General features: G+C 61.4%; 8 protein-coding genes and 7 pseudogenes. 7 read left to right on the forward strand and 8 right to left on the reverse strand.

All coding sequences use genetic code 11. The features are described 5' to 3' along the window. The first annotated feature begins 638 nt into the window (after window positions 1–638). Both MNOD_RS50120 and MNOD_RS29775 read left to right on the forward strand, forming a co-directional pair. Complete coding sequence (locus tag MNOD_RS50120) at window positions 639–767, forward strand: hypothetical protein (RefSeq protein ID WP_280113433.1); 129 nt, start codon at window positions 639–641, stop codon at window positions 765–767. A gap of 74 nt (window positions 768–841) precedes the next feature. Then, entirely contained in the window at window positions 842–2,257 is a 1,416-nt protein-coding gene (locus MNOD_RS29775; protein ID WP_015932685.1) for a glycosyl hydrolase family 28-related protein, read from the forward strand. Between the two features lie 1,025 nt (window positions 2,258–3,282). Here the strand turns inward: MNOD_RS29775 and MNOD_RS47250 are convergent. From MNOD_RS47250 to MNOD_RS44240, 4 pseudogenes are all read right to left on the reverse strand, one after another. Next, a pseudogene (locus MNOD_RS47250) lies at window positions 3,283–3,479 on the reverse strand (IS66 family transposase); the annotation flags it as partial. A 141-nt stretch (window positions 3,480–3,620) separates the two neighbouring features. Further along, window positions 3,621–3,999: pseudogene (locus tag MNOD_RS50745) on the reverse strand (transposase); the annotation flags it as partial. 38 nt (window positions 4,000–4,037) lie between these two features. Then, window positions 4,038–4,666 (reverse strand): annotated as a pseudogene (locus tag MNOD_RS44235) (transposase); the annotation flags it as partial. A gap of 71 nt (window positions 4,667–4,737) precedes the next feature. Further along, window positions 4,738–5,227: pseudogene (locus MNOD_RS44240) on the reverse strand (IS630 family transposase); the annotation flags it as partial. Between the two features lie 222 nt (window positions 5,228–5,449). Here MNOD_RS44240 and MNOD_RS44245 point away from each other — a divergent pair. From MNOD_RS44245 to MNOD_RS44255, 3 genes and pseudogenes are all read left to right on the forward strand, one after another. Next, complete coding sequence (locus MNOD_RS44245) at window positions 5,450–6,133, forward strand: class I SAM-dependent methyltransferase (RefSeq protein WP_015932687.1); 684 nt, start codon at window positions 5,450–5,452, stop codon at window positions 6,131–6,133. Window positions 6,134–6,440: 307 nt separating this feature from the next. After that, window positions 6,441–7,499: pseudogene (locus MNOD_RS44250) on the forward strand (IS630 family transposase). Between the two features lie 504 nt (window positions 7,500–8,003). After that, complete coding sequence (locus MNOD_RS44255) at window positions 8,004–9,056, forward strand: glycosyltransferase family 61 protein (protein ID WP_015932689.1); 1,053 nt, start codon at window positions 8,004–8,006, stop codon at window positions 9,054–9,056. Between the two features lie 800 nt (window positions 9,057–9,856). On the opposite strand, the gene MNOD_RS29805 is transcribed toward MNOD_RS44255, so the two are convergent. Further along, window positions 9,857–10,402 (reverse strand): hypothetical protein, encoded by a 546-nt coding sequence (locus MNOD_RS29805; protein ID WP_015932690.1) that lies wholly within the window; start codon window positions 10,400–10,402, stop codon window positions 9,857–9,859. Window positions 10,403–11,034: 632 nt separating this feature from the next. Here MNOD_RS29805 and MNOD_RS29810 point away from each other — a divergent pair. Continuing rightward, a pseudogene (locus tag MNOD_RS29810) lies at window positions 11,035–11,815 on the forward strand (GDP-mannose 4,6-dehydratase). 76 nt (window positions 11,816–11,891) lie between these two features. Here the strand turns inward: MNOD_RS29810 and MNOD_RS44260 are convergent. Next, window positions 11,892–12,228 (reverse strand): annotated as a pseudogene (locus MNOD_RS44260) (hypothetical protein); the annotation flags it as partial. 370 nt (window positions 12,229–12,598) lie between these two features. Here MNOD_RS44260 and MNOD_RS41855 point away from each other — a divergent pair. Further along, window positions 12,599–15,085 carry an FG-GAP-like repeat-containing protein gene (locus tag MNOD_RS41855; protein WP_015932691.1) on the forward strand — a complete coding sequence of 829 codons (2,487 nt, stop codon included), beginning with the start codon at window positions 12,599–12,601 and terminating at the stop codon, window positions 15,083–15,085. A 377-nt stretch (window positions 15,086–15,462) separates the two neighbouring features. On the opposite strand, the gene MNOD_RS50125 is transcribed toward MNOD_RS41855, so the two are convergent. Both MNOD_RS50125 and MNOD_RS41860 read right to left on the reverse strand, forming a co-directional pair. Further along, window positions 15,463–15,588, reverse strand: a complete 126-nt coding sequence (locus MNOD_RS50125) for a hypothetical protein (protein ID WP_280113434.1) — start codon at window positions 15,586–15,588, stop codon at window positions 15,463–15,465. Between the two features lie 264 nt (window positions 15,589–15,852). Continuing rightward, window positions 15,853–17,919, reverse strand: a complete 2,067-nt coding sequence (locus MNOD_RS41860) for a GDSL-type esterase/lipase family protein (protein ID WP_015932692.1) — start codon at window positions 17,917–17,919, stop codon at window positions 15,853–15,855. Between the last annotated feature and the right edge of the window lie 30 nt (window positions 17,920–17,949).

Genomic DNA, 17,949 nt, shown 5'->3' on the forward strand with positions numbered 1-17,949 from the left:
CAAGCCGCTGGTGCGGGCCATTCGGCCGTGCGGGTCATAGCATGCGCCAACTGTAGGCGAGCGAACACCACTTACACTGGATCGGGAGGCAGGCAGTCTTTATGCTGACGCTCTCCGGCGAGTCTCGCGCCGGCTGTGGCGGGCGAAGCGCTAATGCGTCTCCGCGTTCAGGTCGAGATGTGGTTCGTTGCGGCCGTCGGGCAGGAGGGCGCGGCTCGGGATGAGGTGCGCCGGCGTGAGGACGCAGCCCGCGCGGCGGCACTGCATTGCCGTGAGGGAGGAGTATCGCCGTGAAGCCGGCTACGGGAACGAAGCGACTGCGTTTCTCCTTACCGTGCAGACGCTATCATGCATCATCCGAGATTATTCGCGCCGGGCAGAACGTCCATGCTGACGCGATCGGCCCGCTCTGCGTCTCAACCGATCATCAGCGCCGCCCGCGGTCTACGCCGACAACGGAGTCGCCAGCGACGCTTACCTGCGCACCTCTTGCATCTTGGGCGCGAGCGTCACGGCCTCGGCGGATCTGATCCTGGCGAATGGCTGCTGGCATTCGTCCAGCTCCCCGCGCGGTCCGCGACCACGCGCCTGTTGCGTGTCGAGGGCGACGATCAGCGTCACTCGGTTGGAAACGGCAGGTGAGGCACGCTCTGATCGTCGCCGCGGCCGTGCTCGGCGTCGCGCGCGGAGAGGCGGATACGCTGCCGCCCTACGGCAGGCCACCGCACGCGGCGCGCCCAGGTTCCGGGCATCTCGCGGCGCTGTGACCGCCAGTGGGACGGTACGACCGCTCGACCATCGTGATGGACGCACGTGGACCGCGCATTGAGAGGAGGCCAGAATGCTCAAACCGACCCTGGTCACAGCCGCATTGCTGATTGTCCCGGCCTTCGGAGCAGCGGACGAACTCCTCGGCACCGCCAAGGTCGACAGCTCGCAGAACATCAAGATGGGGCACGTCACCATCTGCAAAACGAGGACGGGCAGCTCGGCCTGCCGGCTGTTCGGCATCCGTGCCGCGGACGTGACGAACGCGGCTGATTACGGCGCCAAGCTCGACGGTGCAACGGACGATACCGGTGCGCTCCGGGCGGCCCGCGCCGACACGCCCGCTCAGCGCACCATCATTGTCCCGAACGGCACTTATAACGCTACCTACACGCCGCCCGCGCCGCAGTTCGACGGCGCGGGCAATCTGATTGCCTCATCCGGGCCACGGCTGTGGCAACTGCACGGTGCCGCCACCGCGACCGGCGCGCCGATCATCGGTCTCGGCACCGATGTCGTGGAGAGCTTCGTTCAGGGTGCGAAATACTTCGGGCGCTCAACCTCCTACCCGAATCCGGCGCCAGTCCTGCGCGTCGATGCGACGCTCAACCACGCGGGCGGAGCGCTTGGGAGCACCTCGAATGCGCTTCAAACGAACATGACGATCCCGGCCAACTCGGCAGATCTGTCGAATTTCGGCTGGGCCAATAGCACTACGCTGACGTCTTCGGCCTGGGGCTCGGGTCAGCACGTCGCCATTGCCTCTTTCGCCAAACGCCCCTCGACGGCGCTTTCCGACAGCCGTGGCCCACGGGCACCGATCTGGTCGCTCTACACGGAGGCGCGCGACGAGACGGGGCAGCCCTCCAATCTCTCCGGGCCTTTGATCGGCTACGAGCACGACATGTTCGCCAACGGCGGTGACCCAGACAGTTGGCGCGTCGTGCATCATTACGTGCTGGGGCGCGCGAACGGCAGGGGCGCCAAGGCGCGCTTCGGGCGAGCCGTCACAATCGATTGGGGCGATGTCCAGTACGGCTACCCGGTCGCGGACCGCTCCCATGTCGGCGTCGCCTACAATACGCAGATCGGCTGGGACACGGCCGCCTTCAACGCGAGCGAGGGCTATGCGATCGATGGCGCGCCGGCTTTCCTCATGGCTGATACCATGTCGATCGGGTTTACAGCGGACGCCAAGTCGCAGCTGAAGCATGCGTCGAACGCCCTGCGCTACTATTATAACGGTGCGGAGATCTTCAACGTACCGGACAAGGGCGGCATGAGCGTGGCGGGCTCGCTGACGCTGACCGGGCTGTTCAAGGCCGCGGCCTACACAGTATCGGGTTTGCCGGCCTGCAACGCGACCACCCGGGACATGCTGGCCGTGGTCTCGGACGCGACTTCCCCTACCTATCGGGGCGCTCTCACCGGAGGTGGGGCGGTTCGCACGCCCGTGTTCTGTGACGGGGTCTCTTGGTCTGCTCACTAAAAATAGTTAGGCTTGTTTTTGTTAGTGGACGACAAGATTCTGAACCAAATTCTCTCGGAAGCGCTAAACGCACTTTGTGACAATGCGAACTTGCGGCGAAGGGTGCAGAGTGACGGGACTGAAGTGGGCCCCTTTGGCTGCAGAAGGGCTGGGTCTGGAAGCAGATGCCGCTGCCCTGTCAAGATGAACCAGGGATGAATCAGGACGTTGGAGCAATTTAACTGTTTAAGCCGGTTAGCAATAGCTGTGATTGTGACGAGGCCTACATACCGGCTACCCGCATCAGCTCACCTCGCTCGCCCCCTTTATCAGGTGCTTCCATAAGCACCTGATAGAGTTCGCGCCTTACGCTATGCACTCTTTGAAGAATTTTCAATGCCGCTCGTGCCGCAGTAAATGTCCTCTCCGCTTACGATGGCATCGATCACCAAACCAGGAACAACTCTGCACAACTCCAGATTTAGAGAAAGTTTTTTGAACGTTTCAAAATCGCATATCCTATGTTTACGAACCTGAGAATCTGAGCCCCTTGCCAAAATATAAATGATTTCGGTATTATCACACTTTATAAGGCAGGTTCCGTGTCCAAAATCAAATCCACGAGGGATAAGCATAAGATCGTCTATATGTTTGTGCTGGGCATATGGCTCGAAGAGAGCATTATATACATCCTCACTCACGACGTGGTGGCGTCTTCCTCCAAAAACGACCCAGATTTCTCGCCCATCGGAACTGATGTATGAACCACAAGTGGTTGTGTACATAGGCAAATGCCTTCCTCTCGATCAGCCGAATTGGTGCAGACCTGCGCCGCGGCCGTCAACCCACATATGCCGAGAATCGGCACGCCGCGCCGCATGGGCGTGATCGGTCGCTATTACCTACGCTGTGTGATCGCGTGCGATGACGCGCGATCCACCTCTCTGGTTTGAGGTGTGCGGCTGTCAGGCGGTGATCGTGCTGAGCAGGGTGGCGAAGCGGCTCGCCCTGGACTGGAGGGCGGCGGTAGCGACCACCGTGCGCACGCAGGCGGGGCAGATCGCGGGCCGGTGCTCGATGACCTGATCGGGGTCTTCGGACAGGGCGCGGTGGTGGCCCTCATGGCCCGGCTTCCCGCCGGCTTGGCCTGCTCCCGCCGCTCCTTGCGATCACGCGAGGGCGGCGTGGACGAAGTGCGCGAGGTCTTCTCGGGCCGCTGCAGCTTCAGCACCAGCTCGATCAGTTCGTCCTAGCTCAGGCGCTCAAGCTCGGATCGACCCAGACCGGCAGGGAATCAGCTTGCCGGCCTCTCGGCAAGCGCATCCGGCGCACCGCCTCCTCCGCCCCGAAGCCATGCGCCACCCCCTGGATAATTGTGATCGGTCAACCGGGTGATCGGCTCGGCCCCATAGACCTCCCGGCGGTCATTGATGAAGGCGATTGTATCCGCGACTGGAGTGCGAACTCCACCTGGGCAAAATACATGCTGTCCTTCCAGAGGATCTTGTTGGCTCAGACATCTCGCGAGCCTCGTGCTCCAGTGTCTAGCTGCGCTCGCGCCAGTCCGTGGTTGGGCCGGCTCGGCCCTGGTCGCGCTCCGCTTGCCGAACCCAAGTGCGCAGCGTCTCGCCCGAGCAGCCGATCTTCTGCGCAATCGAGCAGATCGCCGCAGACTGGAATCGTGCTCGCCCTGATGGTCCGGCACCATCCGCACGGCACGTTCGCGGACCGCAAGGGGAGAAGGGTGGGGCATGCTTTGTTATGGCTCCCATCTTCGCAAGGTCAGGAGCCTCCAGGAGACCCGGGGCGGTTCAGGTGCGCTCGAGCCCTGGATTTGGCTCTTCTCATCAACGGAGAGCACCACCGCATGGCGGGGCGGGTCCACGGACAGGCCCACGACGTCCTCGACCTTCGCGGCGAAGGCCGAGTCGTGTGAGCGCTTGAAGGTCCGCACCCGGTGCGGCTGCAGGCGGTGCGCCGCCCAGCCACGGCGCGGCCGGTCCAGTGGGTGACCTCGCCAGGCGGCTCAGAGCAGGTGAGAGCCAGAACCTCGGCCACCGTGTCAGAGGAATGCGGCGGCTTGCCGGACAGGCGGGTCTTGTCCCGCAACAGACCGTCCACTCCGTCCTCAGCGTAGCGCTGCTGCTAGCGTCAGACAGCGGGTCGGCTGACGCCGGCTTGCTGGGCCCCGTCCAGCATGGAGCGGCACTCGGCGGAGAGCAGGATGATGCGGACACGCTAGTGCACAGACGCGGACGAAAGCTCCAGACGGCGGCTCGCTAAGCAATTGCGGTTGCAAGGCAATTCGCGCCGCTCCTTGTACCTTTCGAAGGCGTCAGTGCACTAGAGAGGGCGGGCGCTGTCGCTCACGATCGCGGTGAGGCGCATCCGATCGGCGTCGCTGAGGATCACACAGACAGTCTGAGCCATGCCTCAGACTCACACGATTCAGGCCGCCTGTGAATCCTCTGTATGCGTCAGAGCACTAGAGCGGTGCCCGATCAGGTTGAAGCGTAAGCATCGTCCTCGTATCCGGCGGCCGCGAAGGAGTTGCGACACTCCTCGGGTGAGAAGTGCGTGAAGGCTTGGCGGATGGCCTCCCGCAGGTCGTTGACCGTGCGGGCCGCCGCGCTGCGCGAGCCTCGCCTTCAGCTTGGCGAAGGCGCGCTCAATCGGATTGATCTCAGGCGAGTACGCAGGAAGGTAAAGCAGCCGGGCTCCGACCGCCGCGATGGCCTCGCGCACGCCCGCCACCTTGTGAGCGCCGAGGTTGTCCAGGATCACCGTGTCGCCCCGCCGTAACCTCGGCACCGGCGTCTGGGTCACGTAGGCGCGGAAGCACTCCCCTGTCACGGGGCCGTCCAGGAGAGCGAGCGCGCTCGGCCCATTCGTGCACAGCCCGGCGATGACGGTGGTGGTTGTCCAATGCCCGGCCGGCACCGCCATGCGGCAGCGCGCGCCGCGACGGTGCAGACGACGCGCTGGCGCAGTTCGACAGGCACAGCTGAGGGCATGGGCCGCCTCCTTCGCCGGCCAACGCTCTGACATCCGCGCGGTTTCAACCCGATGGGGCGCCGCTCTAGTCGCCCCGCAGACGCTGTTCTCCATCTGTCACTATAACCATGTCTCAGCGCACAATCCTTGCCATTCCGATAAGCCGGTGATAGCACCTGACTGGTATAACCTAGTCGCACATTCGGAGCCTTGGTAAAAATGAGAGAGTCTTCTCGCAGGATTAATTTGCTTTCAACACTGAATTCCACCAAGTCCTATCTTGAAATCGGAGTTGAAACTGGCGGAACTTTTATTGAGGTTGAGGCAGAATACAAAGTCGGAGTGGACATCAATTTTTTGTTTGATACGGAGGCGTTGGGTAACGAACGTGTAAAATTTTTCAGACAGCCAAGCGATGAGTTTTTTTCCCACAACAAATACGTATTTGACCTAGTATTTATTGACGGGTTGCATACTTTTGAGCAAACCTTGCGCGATTTCATGAATTCTCTTGTTTTTACGCATGAGCGCTCAATTATCATAATAGATGATGTATTTCCTTCTGATGTTTATAGCTCATTACGTGGACACTTTGATGCTGTCGGCTTTCGGCACCAAGCAGGCGGCTCGGGGCATGATTGGCATGGAGATGTTTACAAACTGATTTTCTTCATACACGACTTCATGCCAACGCTAAGCTATGCCACAATCAATGAAGGTCTTAATAAACAAACGGTTGTATGGAGAGAAAACAGAAAGAAATTTTCTCCCATCTTTAATGATGTGGAGCCTATTTCCAGGCTAGACTATTTCTCAATGTTAAAAAATAAGGAGATTATGAATTTCATATCAGAAGCAAGCCTACCTTCTTACATAAAGTTGCCCGATGTGCGCTCCCGATAAATATTTTGTGATCTTATCGGAAGACGAACGGGCAACGAGGTCATCCTGACCGTCCTCATTGAAGTGCAACGAGCGCGAGGCGCAGATCCGGCGCATCCCTGACCTGCCGCCCCGCAGCCCCAGCGGGCCGAGGCCAAGCGCCGCTGCAAGGCGCCGACTGCCCTGCGCCGATATCGGCTTGCCTTGGAGGAGTTGCTGACCCGGCAATAACCCTGCCCGCCGCTTATACCAGCGAGCACTGAACAGGACTCATGGGTTTCGCATAGGCGGCGGATCTGATTCGATGGGGCGAACCGGAGGGTTTGCCATGTCCGCCGCCGTGCCCTTGCGCGAGGATTTCAGCACCGACGATCTGCGCCGTCTGGCCAAGGTGAGCCGGGACGCCGGTCAGAGCCGTCGGCTGCTGGCGCTGGGCCGCGATCTACGATGGCGGCAGCCGCTCGGAGGCCACCCGGATCGGCGTGGTGGGCCTGCAGACGGTGCGGGACTGGGTGCCGGCCTTCAACGCCGACGGTCCGGCCGGCCTGATCGACGGCAAGGCGCCGGGACATCCGCCCAAGCTGAGCGATGAACAGCGCCGGGCGCTTGCCGCGATTGTGGAGAGCGGCCCCGATCCGGAGCGGGACGGCGTGGTGCGCCGGCAGCGCAAGGGCTTGGCTGCTTGGCTTGATAAACGCTTCCGCGTGAGCCTAGACGAGACCACGGTCGGGCGCGAACTGAGGACGCTCGGCTTCCGCAAGCTCTCGGCCCGCCCTCGCCACTATGCCCAGGACCCGGCGGCACTGGAGACGTTTAAAAAGCCTGCCGCTGCGGTGAGCGCGATCCGCGCCACGCTGCTGACCGGCACCCCGATCGAGCTGTGGTGGCAGGGTGCGGCCCGCGTCGGCCAGAAGACCATCCTGACCCGGCTCGGGGCGCGCCGCGGCACGTGCCCGCATCTGCCGCACGATCGGCGCACGGAATACGCCTACATCCTCGGCGCGATCTGTCCCGAGAAGGGCAAGGGCGCCGCTCTCGTCCTGCCCCGCTGCATGCGCAGGCGATGAACGCGCCTCTTGCGGAGATCAGCCTCACCGTCGAGCCCGGCGCCCATGCTGTGCTGATGCTCGACGGCGCCGGCTGGCATATCGCCAGCGAACTCGCCGTCCCAGACAACATCACGCTGTTGCCGCTACCGCCCCGCGCCCCGGAACTCAACCCCGTCGAGAACGTCTGGCAGTTCTTGCGTGACAACCGGCTCGGCAACCGCGTCTTCGTCTCCCACGAGGACGTCCTCGACCGCTGCTGTAAGGCCTGGAACAGGCTCATCGATCAGCCCTGGAAGATCATGTCCATCGGCCTGTGCGATTGGGCTTATCGGTTATGATCAGCGCCCGCTGGTATTAGTCCATCTGGAGCTTAGCTGGTCTGGATAGAGGACCGTGGTCGGGACGCTGTCCCGCCGCAGGCGAGGTTGGTGAGCATGGGTCGTCAGAGGCATAGCTCCGCTCCGGTCACGTCCCCACTATGCTGCGGGAGAGGCTCGCCTCATACCAGCCTTGACATAGGTCTCCTCATGCGAGGTCTCATCAACACGCACTTCATGTGCGGGAACTGTGCCCCGACCATCACCTCTCCTTGTGCGGTTTGCCAGATCCTAATTGCGATCGGCGGACCATCATCTGTCAGTGACCGCAATCTGTGCGCTTGAAGCCGAGAGCCAGCCGTGGCAACCAAGAGCCTGGACATTCCCGTGCTTGGCGTGCGCGGAAGTTGAAAGGTCTCAGACTGCACATGCCCGCCATCACCGGCCACGAGTTGCCGTTCACCTCAGAGGGGAACTTGCAGATTGAACTTTCAGACTTAATCATCGGCCCAAGGTTTTCAGGAAATGATCGACATACCCGGTGCATGCGTCCTTGAGATGGACTGCCCCAACTCCTACTACTCCTTCCCGCGTCTGACCGAATTGGAGGCGATGCCGGACCACGTTCGCGTGCTGATGAATAGTATCTGGTCCCAAGCAGTTCACCTGGGTCGAAAGTTAAGATTTTTCGAGCATCAAAATGTTTTTGTAACCAAAGAGGGACTCTGCTTCAAAAACGGCCTAGAACTGATACCCGAGACAAAGACTTATCATTCGGATAATGATATTTTACTGTCTAGAGAAATGATAAGCAATTGCTTGCAAAGCGGCACTGCCCCATCCATCAGCAAAGCCATTCTCACCAAAAATCGCGGCGCGGGGAACTACGGGCATTTCATTCTTGAGATGTTGCCGCGGGCTTGGTATGCTCGCAAATACCTCGGTGTTACGGACTGGCCAGCTTTAATTCACAAGACTTCACCTGCTCTATCAGAAATCAAAGTGCAGGCGCTACAAGCATCAGGCTTTACGCCCGAGAACATAATTGCGACGGGCGATGAGCCTGTTTTTGTTGAGCGCCTCATCGTGGTTGATGGCCTCGCATTCCATACCCAGTATCTTTCACCGTTCGTCATGACGTGCCTTGACGAGATTGCCGCTTCCGTCCCCCCAGCGGACATCGACCGGCTCTACGCCAGCCGCGGACGGGGGGCGAGCCGTGACTTTGTGAACGAGCCTGCGGTAGCCGATCATTTGTCCAAGCTTGGTTACATCAACAAATTTGCAGGAGAACTAAGTTTTACCGATCAGATCTCCGTTTTTCACGGCTGCAGTTCGGTTGTCGGTGTGATGGGGGCAGCGCTCACAAACATCGTCTTTTGCAAACCTGGAACTACCGTTTACTGCTTTATGCCGAGCAGTGCCTGCGAGGTGCTATTCTGGAGAATCGCAGAGGCGCGGCGGTTAAAGTACATTGAGATCAGATCTCGAGAAGTAGGCCCTCAACTCGGAGGGCTTCCTTGGGATCGTGCCGTGGCGGTGACATCCGCCGAGCTGGATGAGATCCTTCAGCCCTGAAGCAATTTCATTCGAAGCGGTGCCTGCAGCCGACGCAGTCTCATGGGGTATGGCGGCGCGCCATTACCCATGCACTTGCGCGGGGCGGGTTTTGCTGATTCCCTCGTGGGATGGGCCGCAGCGAGCTTGAACGCTTGAGCAAATAGGAGCTGATCAAGCTGGTGCTGCGGCTGCAGCGCCCCGAGAAGACCTCGCGCACCTCCTCCACGCCGGCCCGTCCACGGATTGTGTGAGGCGCCGGGCTGCGGCCACAATGGGGGATGGCTGCTCCATGCCGGGCCTCCTCCCGTTTTCTCCGCTCTGCGAAGCGGTTGATCGCTGCGGCGAGCTGGCTGCTATGGCGAGCCTCCTCCGACGCCGTATCGGCCCGGTCGCGGCCCTCAGGCCGAGAGCATTGCCACGAGCCGCTCCGAGGAGGGACTGGATCCAGCCTCTCGGCGGGCGTCGGCGCGCAGAGAGCGCATCTGTTCGACTGGGCGTACCTGCCTCTGACTATGGAGGCCTGTGCCCTGATACGGCGCTCAATGACGGTCTGCGGACGCGCGGGCTTCTCATAGGGCGCAGTGGCGGATAGGTCTCTGGCCTACTTCACGGCCTGGCGCTCGGCCAGCAGATCGACAGAGACGCTGGTGGATATAGAGGAGACGCATTGCGGTCGAGGATGCCTTCGAGGTTGCCAAGAGAGAACGTGGGCTGACCCACAGCAAGCGCCACTCGCGGCATAGCTGGCATCGGCCCTCCTCTGGACAACCAGAGAAGAGGCTGCGAGCCCACATAGCATCGCTCAAGAACACGCACCATCAGCCAGATTCCACATCTTCGCGGAGGTCGGTTCTTTGCTCCCGATCGTCGTGCTCAGGTGTGTGATCGCGACCGTCGTTCCCCTCCGCCAGCTCTTGACGGCCCGGCCTCTCACTTGCGTAGAAATCGCCTCTGCGCACCACCTCGCCGCTCGTGACCATCATGCTCAGATACGTATTCAGTGTTCCTGGTGCGACATCCGACAGGTGCCGCGTGATCTGAGCATGCGAGAGACCCTGCGGGCCTGCGCTCTCGAGCAGCGCTTTCAGGCGGCCTTTGGCCGAATTCGCGCGCGGTCCGCGACTCCCCCGCCCTGAGGCACGCGGCGCCTCGCGTCCCTGTGCCTGGCTATTGGCGAGACTCGTCGGATTCTGTACGGCGAGACCGGCCTCCAAAGGGACGTTCTCAACGATTGCTCGCAGCGCATTTTCCGCGAGCCGCAGCTTCGACAGCTCAGCTCCGATGCGATCATACTCTGCCTGAAGCGTTGCCCTGCGTTCGCTTACATCGGCCAACGCCTGCACGAGTGTGTCACTCTCTGACATCCCACCCCCTCTGCTTCCCGAGCGGGGCGTCTTCCATAGGCTGCATAAACCGTCAACATGGATGTCCGCGCCTCCGTCCGATGGGGGAGGGCAAGGCCGTGCTGCTCGGGCGATCGATCGGGACTGCGGCGGGCCATTGGGGCTCCCTGGCCGCCGAGCGCGTTGCGATCTCGCCGCGATCGTCCGGCGACCCGCCGTTCAGCCCCGAGTCGGTCTCAGCGTCGGCTCGCGAACCGCCTGTGGAGATGCGGCCGAGCATGCGGCGCCCTCGTGCCGACCGAACGCGCTCGCCGAAGTCGATGGACGGGCGGCAAGGGAGCAGGGCACCCGTCACTGCCGATGATGGCCACTCGTGGCTGTGGGCTTGTCGGTCCTACCACAGAGCCGCGGCTTTCACACAACTCTCTTTCTCCAGCCTTGATCAAGCGCACGGTCAGAGGTCCCGACGTCCCCAAAAGGGACATGCGTCGGCCCCCAACAGCACACAGCTGCCCCACAATCTTGACGCTATCCCTCTGAGACCAGGTCAAGCTGCCTGCAAGACTCGAATCGTCCCACTTTGATACAAAATTCGGTGGCACGCGGATCGCTCTACTTGGAGCATCTTCGATCAGCCGAACAAGAGCGCCACGATGTTGACCAGCACGCCGACGACCTGGGGCACCCAACCGAGCTGTCAGACGAAGACCGCGCTGATTACCAGGATCACCGGTCAGGATGGCGCCTATTTGGCGGAGCTGCTGCTTGCGCGCGGCTACATCGGTCACGGCATCAAGCGCCGCTCCTCGAGTTTCAACACCGGCCGGATCGACCATGTCTACCAGGATCCGCACGAGGAGGACGTGCGGCTTCACCTGCACTACGGCGACATGACCGATTCCGCCGCGCTCACGCGCATTGTCGCGGAGGTGCGGCCGGACGAGATCTACAATCACGCGGCGCAGTCCCACGTGGCGGTGAGCTTCGAGACGCCGGAATACACCGCCAACGCGGATGCGATCGGCCCGCTGCGGATCCTCGAAGCGCTGCGCCAGCTGCGGCTGACGGCCAGACACGCTTCTATCAGGCTTCGACCTCCGAGCTCTACGGCCTCGTGCGCGAAGTGCCGCAACGGGAGACGACGCCCTTCTACCCGCGCTCGCCTTCGGCGTGGCCAAGCTCTACGCCTACTGGATCACCGTGAACTACCGTGAGGCCTACGGCATCCACGCCTCGAACAGCATCCTATTCAACCATGAGAGCCCGATCCGGGGCGAGACCTTCGTGACCCGCAAGATCACCCGCGCGGTGGGCCGGATCGAGACCGGCCAGCAGGACTGCCTCTGGATCGGCAACCTCGATGCGCAGCGCGATTGGGGCCACGCCCACGATTACGTCTCTGGCATGAGCCCCCCTCTCTCAAAGTCGGTGTGAAGCGGAGCCGTCACTCGGAGCTGCCCTCGCCAACCCCGCCCAGGTCGAGAGGCACGCTATCGGCCAAGCCGCCCTCCACCAAGACGGCGGTGAGTCCGCCCACCCGAAGCAGCTTGGCCAGAGCGAGCGCATCACGTCGGTTCGTTTTGGCCCGATCGCCGGGCTCTCTCGGGATCAGCGCGGGTGCACCATGCACGAATGGCCGAGATCAGCGATGAGGCTGTGCAGACCATCGCCCGTCGGACCGGCCTCGGAGCAGACTCGTGCTTGGCCGCGAGGCGGTTGATGAGCCGGCGCATGCTCTCGGCGGAGGCCTCGACCCCGCCGAGATAGCCGACCTCGCCCAGACGCTCGCCGTCAGCAACCGCGATCGCAGGACAAGCCACGCCGCCTCGACTGGCATACGGTCTTATCTTACTTGCGGGTCGAACTTCTCCGGATAGCCCCAAAGATCTCGGATGGCCCGGCAGAGCAAGCCGGCATGCGCCGATGGTCACAGGCGCATCAGCGCGCAGAGGTCAGCCTGGGCTCGCTGGCGCGATTGTGCGCGACTGCGATGTTGCACTTGTTGGCTACCGAGCGACCAGCAACCACGAAGCCTGGCGCCTAGACTGGCTGATCTCGGCTCATCAGGATTAGTGCTTTTTGGATTTTGTGCATCTTGCCGAAGCATGAAATGATAATCATGCGACAGTCTCTGCTCATCTTTCTCGGAAATTAACACCAATCTCACAGCGATATGCAGAGATGTGATTCAAGTCATTCCCGGACCTCGGAGGCACCATGACCACGAGCACACCCACATTTACCCTTAGCCCCAATCAGGATACCGGCTCGTCCGCCTCTGACGGCATTACACAAACAAAATTCATCACGGTGACGGGAACGGCAACACCGGGCAATCGCGTGATTTTGTTCGATGATGTCAATCGCGACGGCATCGCCGGTTTCCCGGATCAAGCGCTCGGCGGCGCTATTGCTGACGCGGATGGCAAGTTCACAGTCACACTCGCATCTCCCGATCTAACTTACCTTGCCGATGGAACCTACCGGATCTTCGCGATTGCGGATGATGGGGTTTCCCAGTCAAACCTCTCGTCGCCCCTCGATCTTACGATCGACACGACGGCTCCGGGCTTGAGCGGAGTCTCGCTCGTTGGGCCCACAAGCACGAGCGCCAGCACTGTTCAGTTCACGGTTGCGTTCTCGGAACCCGTAACGGCTCCGCAAGCGAGCGATTTCTCCCTCATCAGCACGGGAGGCCTGCAGGGCGCGGCCATTGCGAGCATCACGGCGGTGCCTGGGTCAAACGGGCAAGCTTACACGGTCGATGTCACGACCGGAACCGGAAGCGGGTCACTCGCCCTTCAGGTTCTGGGCGGCAGCATCAAGGACATCGCAGGAAATGCGTTCAGCGGTACCTTCGGTACGGGCCAGACATACGCGGTCGGCCCCGCTCCAGCCTCCGTCGCCGTCGCCGATATCAATCACGATGGGATCGGCGACCTGATCGTCTCGAACCTCCATAGCTCGCCCCAGAATCCGGACGGCACCTACGGATCCGGGTACCTCTCCGTCCTGATCGGGAAGGCCGACGGCACCTTCCAACAGCCGGTTTCGGTGGCGGCCGGCGCTGGCCCTTACGTCGTCGGAACCGGGGATTTCAACCACGACGGCAATGTGGATCTCGCTGTGCTGAACGCCTTCGCGGGGTTCACGGCCACGGGTAACGGGAATGGCAGCGTATCGATCTTGTTCGGCGATGGAACCGGCGCCTTCAGTCCCGGAGCCGACTACACCGTTGGGCTAGCTCCGGAGGGTCTCGTCGTCAGCGACCTCAACCACGACGGCTTATCCGATCTCGTTGTCGCGAACTCCGACTCGAATACCGTTTCAGTTCTCCTCGGAAACAACGACGGAACCTTCCAGGCTCAGACAAGCTACCCGACGGGCGTAGGCCCGAACTTCCTCGCTGTCGCAGACGTCAATCAGGATGGAAATGCCGACCTTATCACTGCGAATGATACCGACGGCACGCTCTCGATCCTGCTCGGGACGGGAACCGGAACGTTCACGGCAGGCTCTTCCATTCCGGTCGGCTCGGTGCCGAACGGCGTTGCCGTGGGAGACCTGAACGGCGACGGCAAGCAGGATCTCGTTGCTGCCAACTACGCAGACGGCAATGTGTCCGTGCTGCTCGGAAACGGTGATGGGACGTTCAAGCCGGGCGTGACCTATCAGGCCGGCACTGGGGCCTATGCCGTAGCCCTGTCCGACGTGAATGGCGATGGTCGATCGGACATTCTGGTCTCCAATGGCGGCTCCTCCTCGCTTTCGGCTCTATTCGGAAACGGCGACGGCACCTTCCAGGCGCAGACATCAATCAGCACTGGCAATTTCCCGCAGCTGTTCGCCCTCTCCGACATCAACAAGGACGGCAAGCCTGATGCTGTCATTCCGAATTACAATGACGACACTATTTCTATTTTGATGAATGAGACATCCCAAGGTCTCAGTCCGAGCTACCAGATCGCCCGTCCCACACCTGGTGGCACTCCGCACTTAAATCGGGATTTCGATGGCGACGGCAAGGCCGACCTGTTGTGGCGCAACGACAGCGGGCAGGTGGTCACCTGGACCGATCTCAACGGGAGCCTGACCTCACACGATTACGGTTCGATTGACCCGAGCTGGAAGATCCAGGGCACCGGCGATTTCGATGGCGACGGCAAGGCCGACCTGTTGTGGCGCAACGACAGCGGGCAGGTGGTCACCTGGACCGATCTCAACGGGAGCCTGACCTCACACGATTACGGTTCGATTGACCCGAGCTGGAAGATCCAGGGCACCGGCGATTTCGATGGCGACGGCAAGGCCGACCTGTTGTGGCGCAACGACAGCGGGCAGGTGGTCACCTGGACCGATCTCAACGGGAGCCTGACCTCACACGATTACGGTTCGATTGACCCGAGCTGGAAGATCCAGGGCACCGGCGATTTCGATGGCGACGGCAAGGCCGACCTGTTGTGGCGCAACGACAGCGGGCAGGTGGTCACCTGGACCGATCTCAACGGGAGCCTGACCTCACACGATTACGGTTCGATTGACCCGAGCTGGAAGATCCAGGGCACCGGCGATTTCGGCGGCGACGGCAAGGCCGACCTGTTGTGGCGCAACGACAGCGGGCAGGTGGTCACCTGGTCAAATATTAACGCAAATATCGAATCTCATGACCTCGGAGTCGTGGGAAATGACTGGAAACTTATCTAGCAATCAACTGTGAACAAATCAAAGTCAACATCTAATATCTGAATTCGGCGTCGTGATCGCCTGATTACGGCGCCGAACATTTTTAATTTTACTTAGTAATATTTCCAGAACATAGATCTAGTGCGCTGACGCATTCAGAATATCCACTGAGCCCCGCCGTTTTGGTTGCCACGGCACGTGGTTGTAGGCAACTGATCTGAATCATCCATATGCGTCAGTGCACCCGAGCCGGACCCTCGTCCGCCCCCGCTCAGACCCCGCAGGGCGTGCCCGGCAGGAGATCGACTCTGGCCGGCGTGGCAAAGGCTATGTGTTCGGGGCGTTCTGCCCGGCGACGGGCGCCGCCTTCACGCGCCCCGACCCGGGCCGGGCACTGCTCACTGGGTGGCCTTCCTGGAGAACGTCGAGAGCTGGCTGCCGCGGAGGTCACGCGGATCGACGCCGTCGCCGACAACCTGGGCAGCCATCGCGCCACCGACGTGCTGCTGTTCCTGCTGGCCCATCCCCGCTGGGAGATGTGGTCCAGCCGAACTATGCGGCGGACCTCACCCTGATCGAGCCGTGGTGGAAGGTGCTGCGCTCGCTCGCCCTGGCCGGCCGTCGCTTCGAGACCGGGGACGAGGTCACCGCCGCCATCGCGCAAGCGACGGCTTACTGGAATGCGCATCGCCATCCCTTCGTCTGGGGCCAAAGAGGCCGTCTTCGCCCAGGCCGCCCGCCTGGCATCGCGCTCCTGCCAAGGCCGCATAACTTGCCGGATGAACCACTTAGCTGATCACACTCCAGTCAGAGCCAGGAGCCACGCTGGTACCACCCTGGCTCACCTGGTTGCTCGCCACCAGCTGCGCCCCGTTCATCATCCAGACGTCAAGCTGACCCGATCTGTTGCGCCACAGCACATCGGCGTAGCCATCGCCACCGTAGTCGCCCATTTCCGCAACGCTCCATTCCGGGCCAGGCGCGACAACCGCTCCGTTCAAGGTGACATGATCACTGCTGACAATCTGGGCACTGTTCATGGTCCAGAGATCGAGCTGGCCATTGCTGTTGCGCCAGAGGATGTCGGCGCGACCGTCGGCCGTGAAGTCGTCCACACCGACGATGCTCCACTCCTGGCTGGGCGCGACGACTGCTCCTCCGAGAGTGACGTAATCGCTGCTGACAATCTGGGCACCATTCATGGTCCAGAGGTCGAGTTGGCCGTTGCTGTTACGCCACAGGAGGTCCTCACAGCCGTCGGCGTTGAAATCGGCGCCGTCCACTAGGCTCCAGTCCGAGCCGGGTGCGACGACTGTCCCTCCGAGAGCGACGTGGTCACTGCTGACGATCTGGGCACCGTTCATGGTCCAGAGGTCGAGCCGGCCATCGGCATTGCGCCAGAGCATGTCGCTCTTGTTGTCGCCTGTGAAGTCCGACACATTGGCGAGGCTCCACTCGGAGCCTGGGGCGACAATTGTTCCTCCTAAGGTGACATGGTCGCTCGAGACGATCTCAGCCCCGTTCATACTCCAGAGGTCGAGCTGGCCACCCTGGTTGCGCCAGACAAGATCAGTGGCTCGGTCTGCGTTGAAGTCTCCTGCGTCGACAGCTCTCCAGTCAGGACCCGGAGCGACCACCGCACCTTGTAGGCTGACGAGGTCGCCCGAGAGGATCTGGTTGGCGTCCATCACCCACAGGGCGCTCTGGCCATTGCTGTTGTGCCAGGCGATGTTGGCGATCTTGCCCTGCCCGGGGCCGGCAACACCATCCAACTGAATGGTTTGGTCGTCGAACTGAGCGCGCTCGACGCTGATCAGCGTGTCCGTGCCGCTCGGCGCGCCACCACGCAGATCCCGCACCTCGTAGCTGCCGTCGGCGAGGCGCGTGATGGCGTAATCGGAGCGATTGCCAACGTAGTAGGCCGTATCCGTACCGGCACCGCCCACGATTGTATCGTCATCGGCACCTCCATCGAGCTGATCATCGCCGGCACCTCCACTAAGCCAGTCGTATCCATTTCCGCCAGTTAGATGGTTTGCCCGACCGTCTCCCGTCAGCAGATCGTTGTATGTGCTTCCGGTGATATCCGTTACAGCTATGTTGATCGTGTTTGTTGTGGGTGGATTTGGCGGATTATTTAGTACAGCAGATGACCAGTATCCGGCGATTTTTTGATAGGTCTGCTCATTTGGATGGATGCCATCAAATAGATCGGCTGTCGTGAAACCAGCCATTTCCACCAAGCTGACGTTCTGCCCGTCGGAAATAGCGCTGGCGACATCGGCCCGTATCACATTGTTGACGGCGTTGACCTTGCCGGTCGTGTCGGCAGCAACCGGCAGAAGGGTGGCGACGTAGACATGCGTGGCAGGGTTGTGCGCCGCTACCTCATCGAGCATCGCAGCTAATTCGGGGCCCACTGTGTTCTGAGGATTGGCCTCCTGAAGGACATCGTTGGTGCCAGCCATCAACAAAACTGCGTCCGGGTTATAGGTTGCCAGCAATCCCGGCAAGATTTCATGAAGATCGCCTGACCTTTCACCCGGGAAACCAGCGTGGTCCGGATCGGGAACGTTGCCATTGGAGTTCGGCCCCACCATGTCGAACAGCTTTCCGGCTGCTGTCATGTTGGACCAGAAGTAGCCGCGATACCCGTGCTCATCCATGCCATCGGGGGCGTCGCCATTGGTGATTGAGTCACCGAATGGCATGAGGGACGGCGCCGAGGACCAAGTGCCGGTGTTGAGATCCGCAGCGACGCCGCGAGTGGCCGTCGCGAAGCTCAAGGACGCGCCGGGCGGCGCATTGAGCCCTGAGCTCGCGCTGTCGAGGTCGAATAGCGTGACAGCCGCCATTCTGTATTCCTCCCTTTTCGACATGCAGAT

The organism is Methylobacterium nodulans ORS 2060 (assembly GCF_000022085.1).
GTDB lineage: Bacteria > Pseudomonadota > Alphaproteobacteria > Rhizobiales > Beijerinckiaceae > Methylobacterium > Methylobacterium nodulans.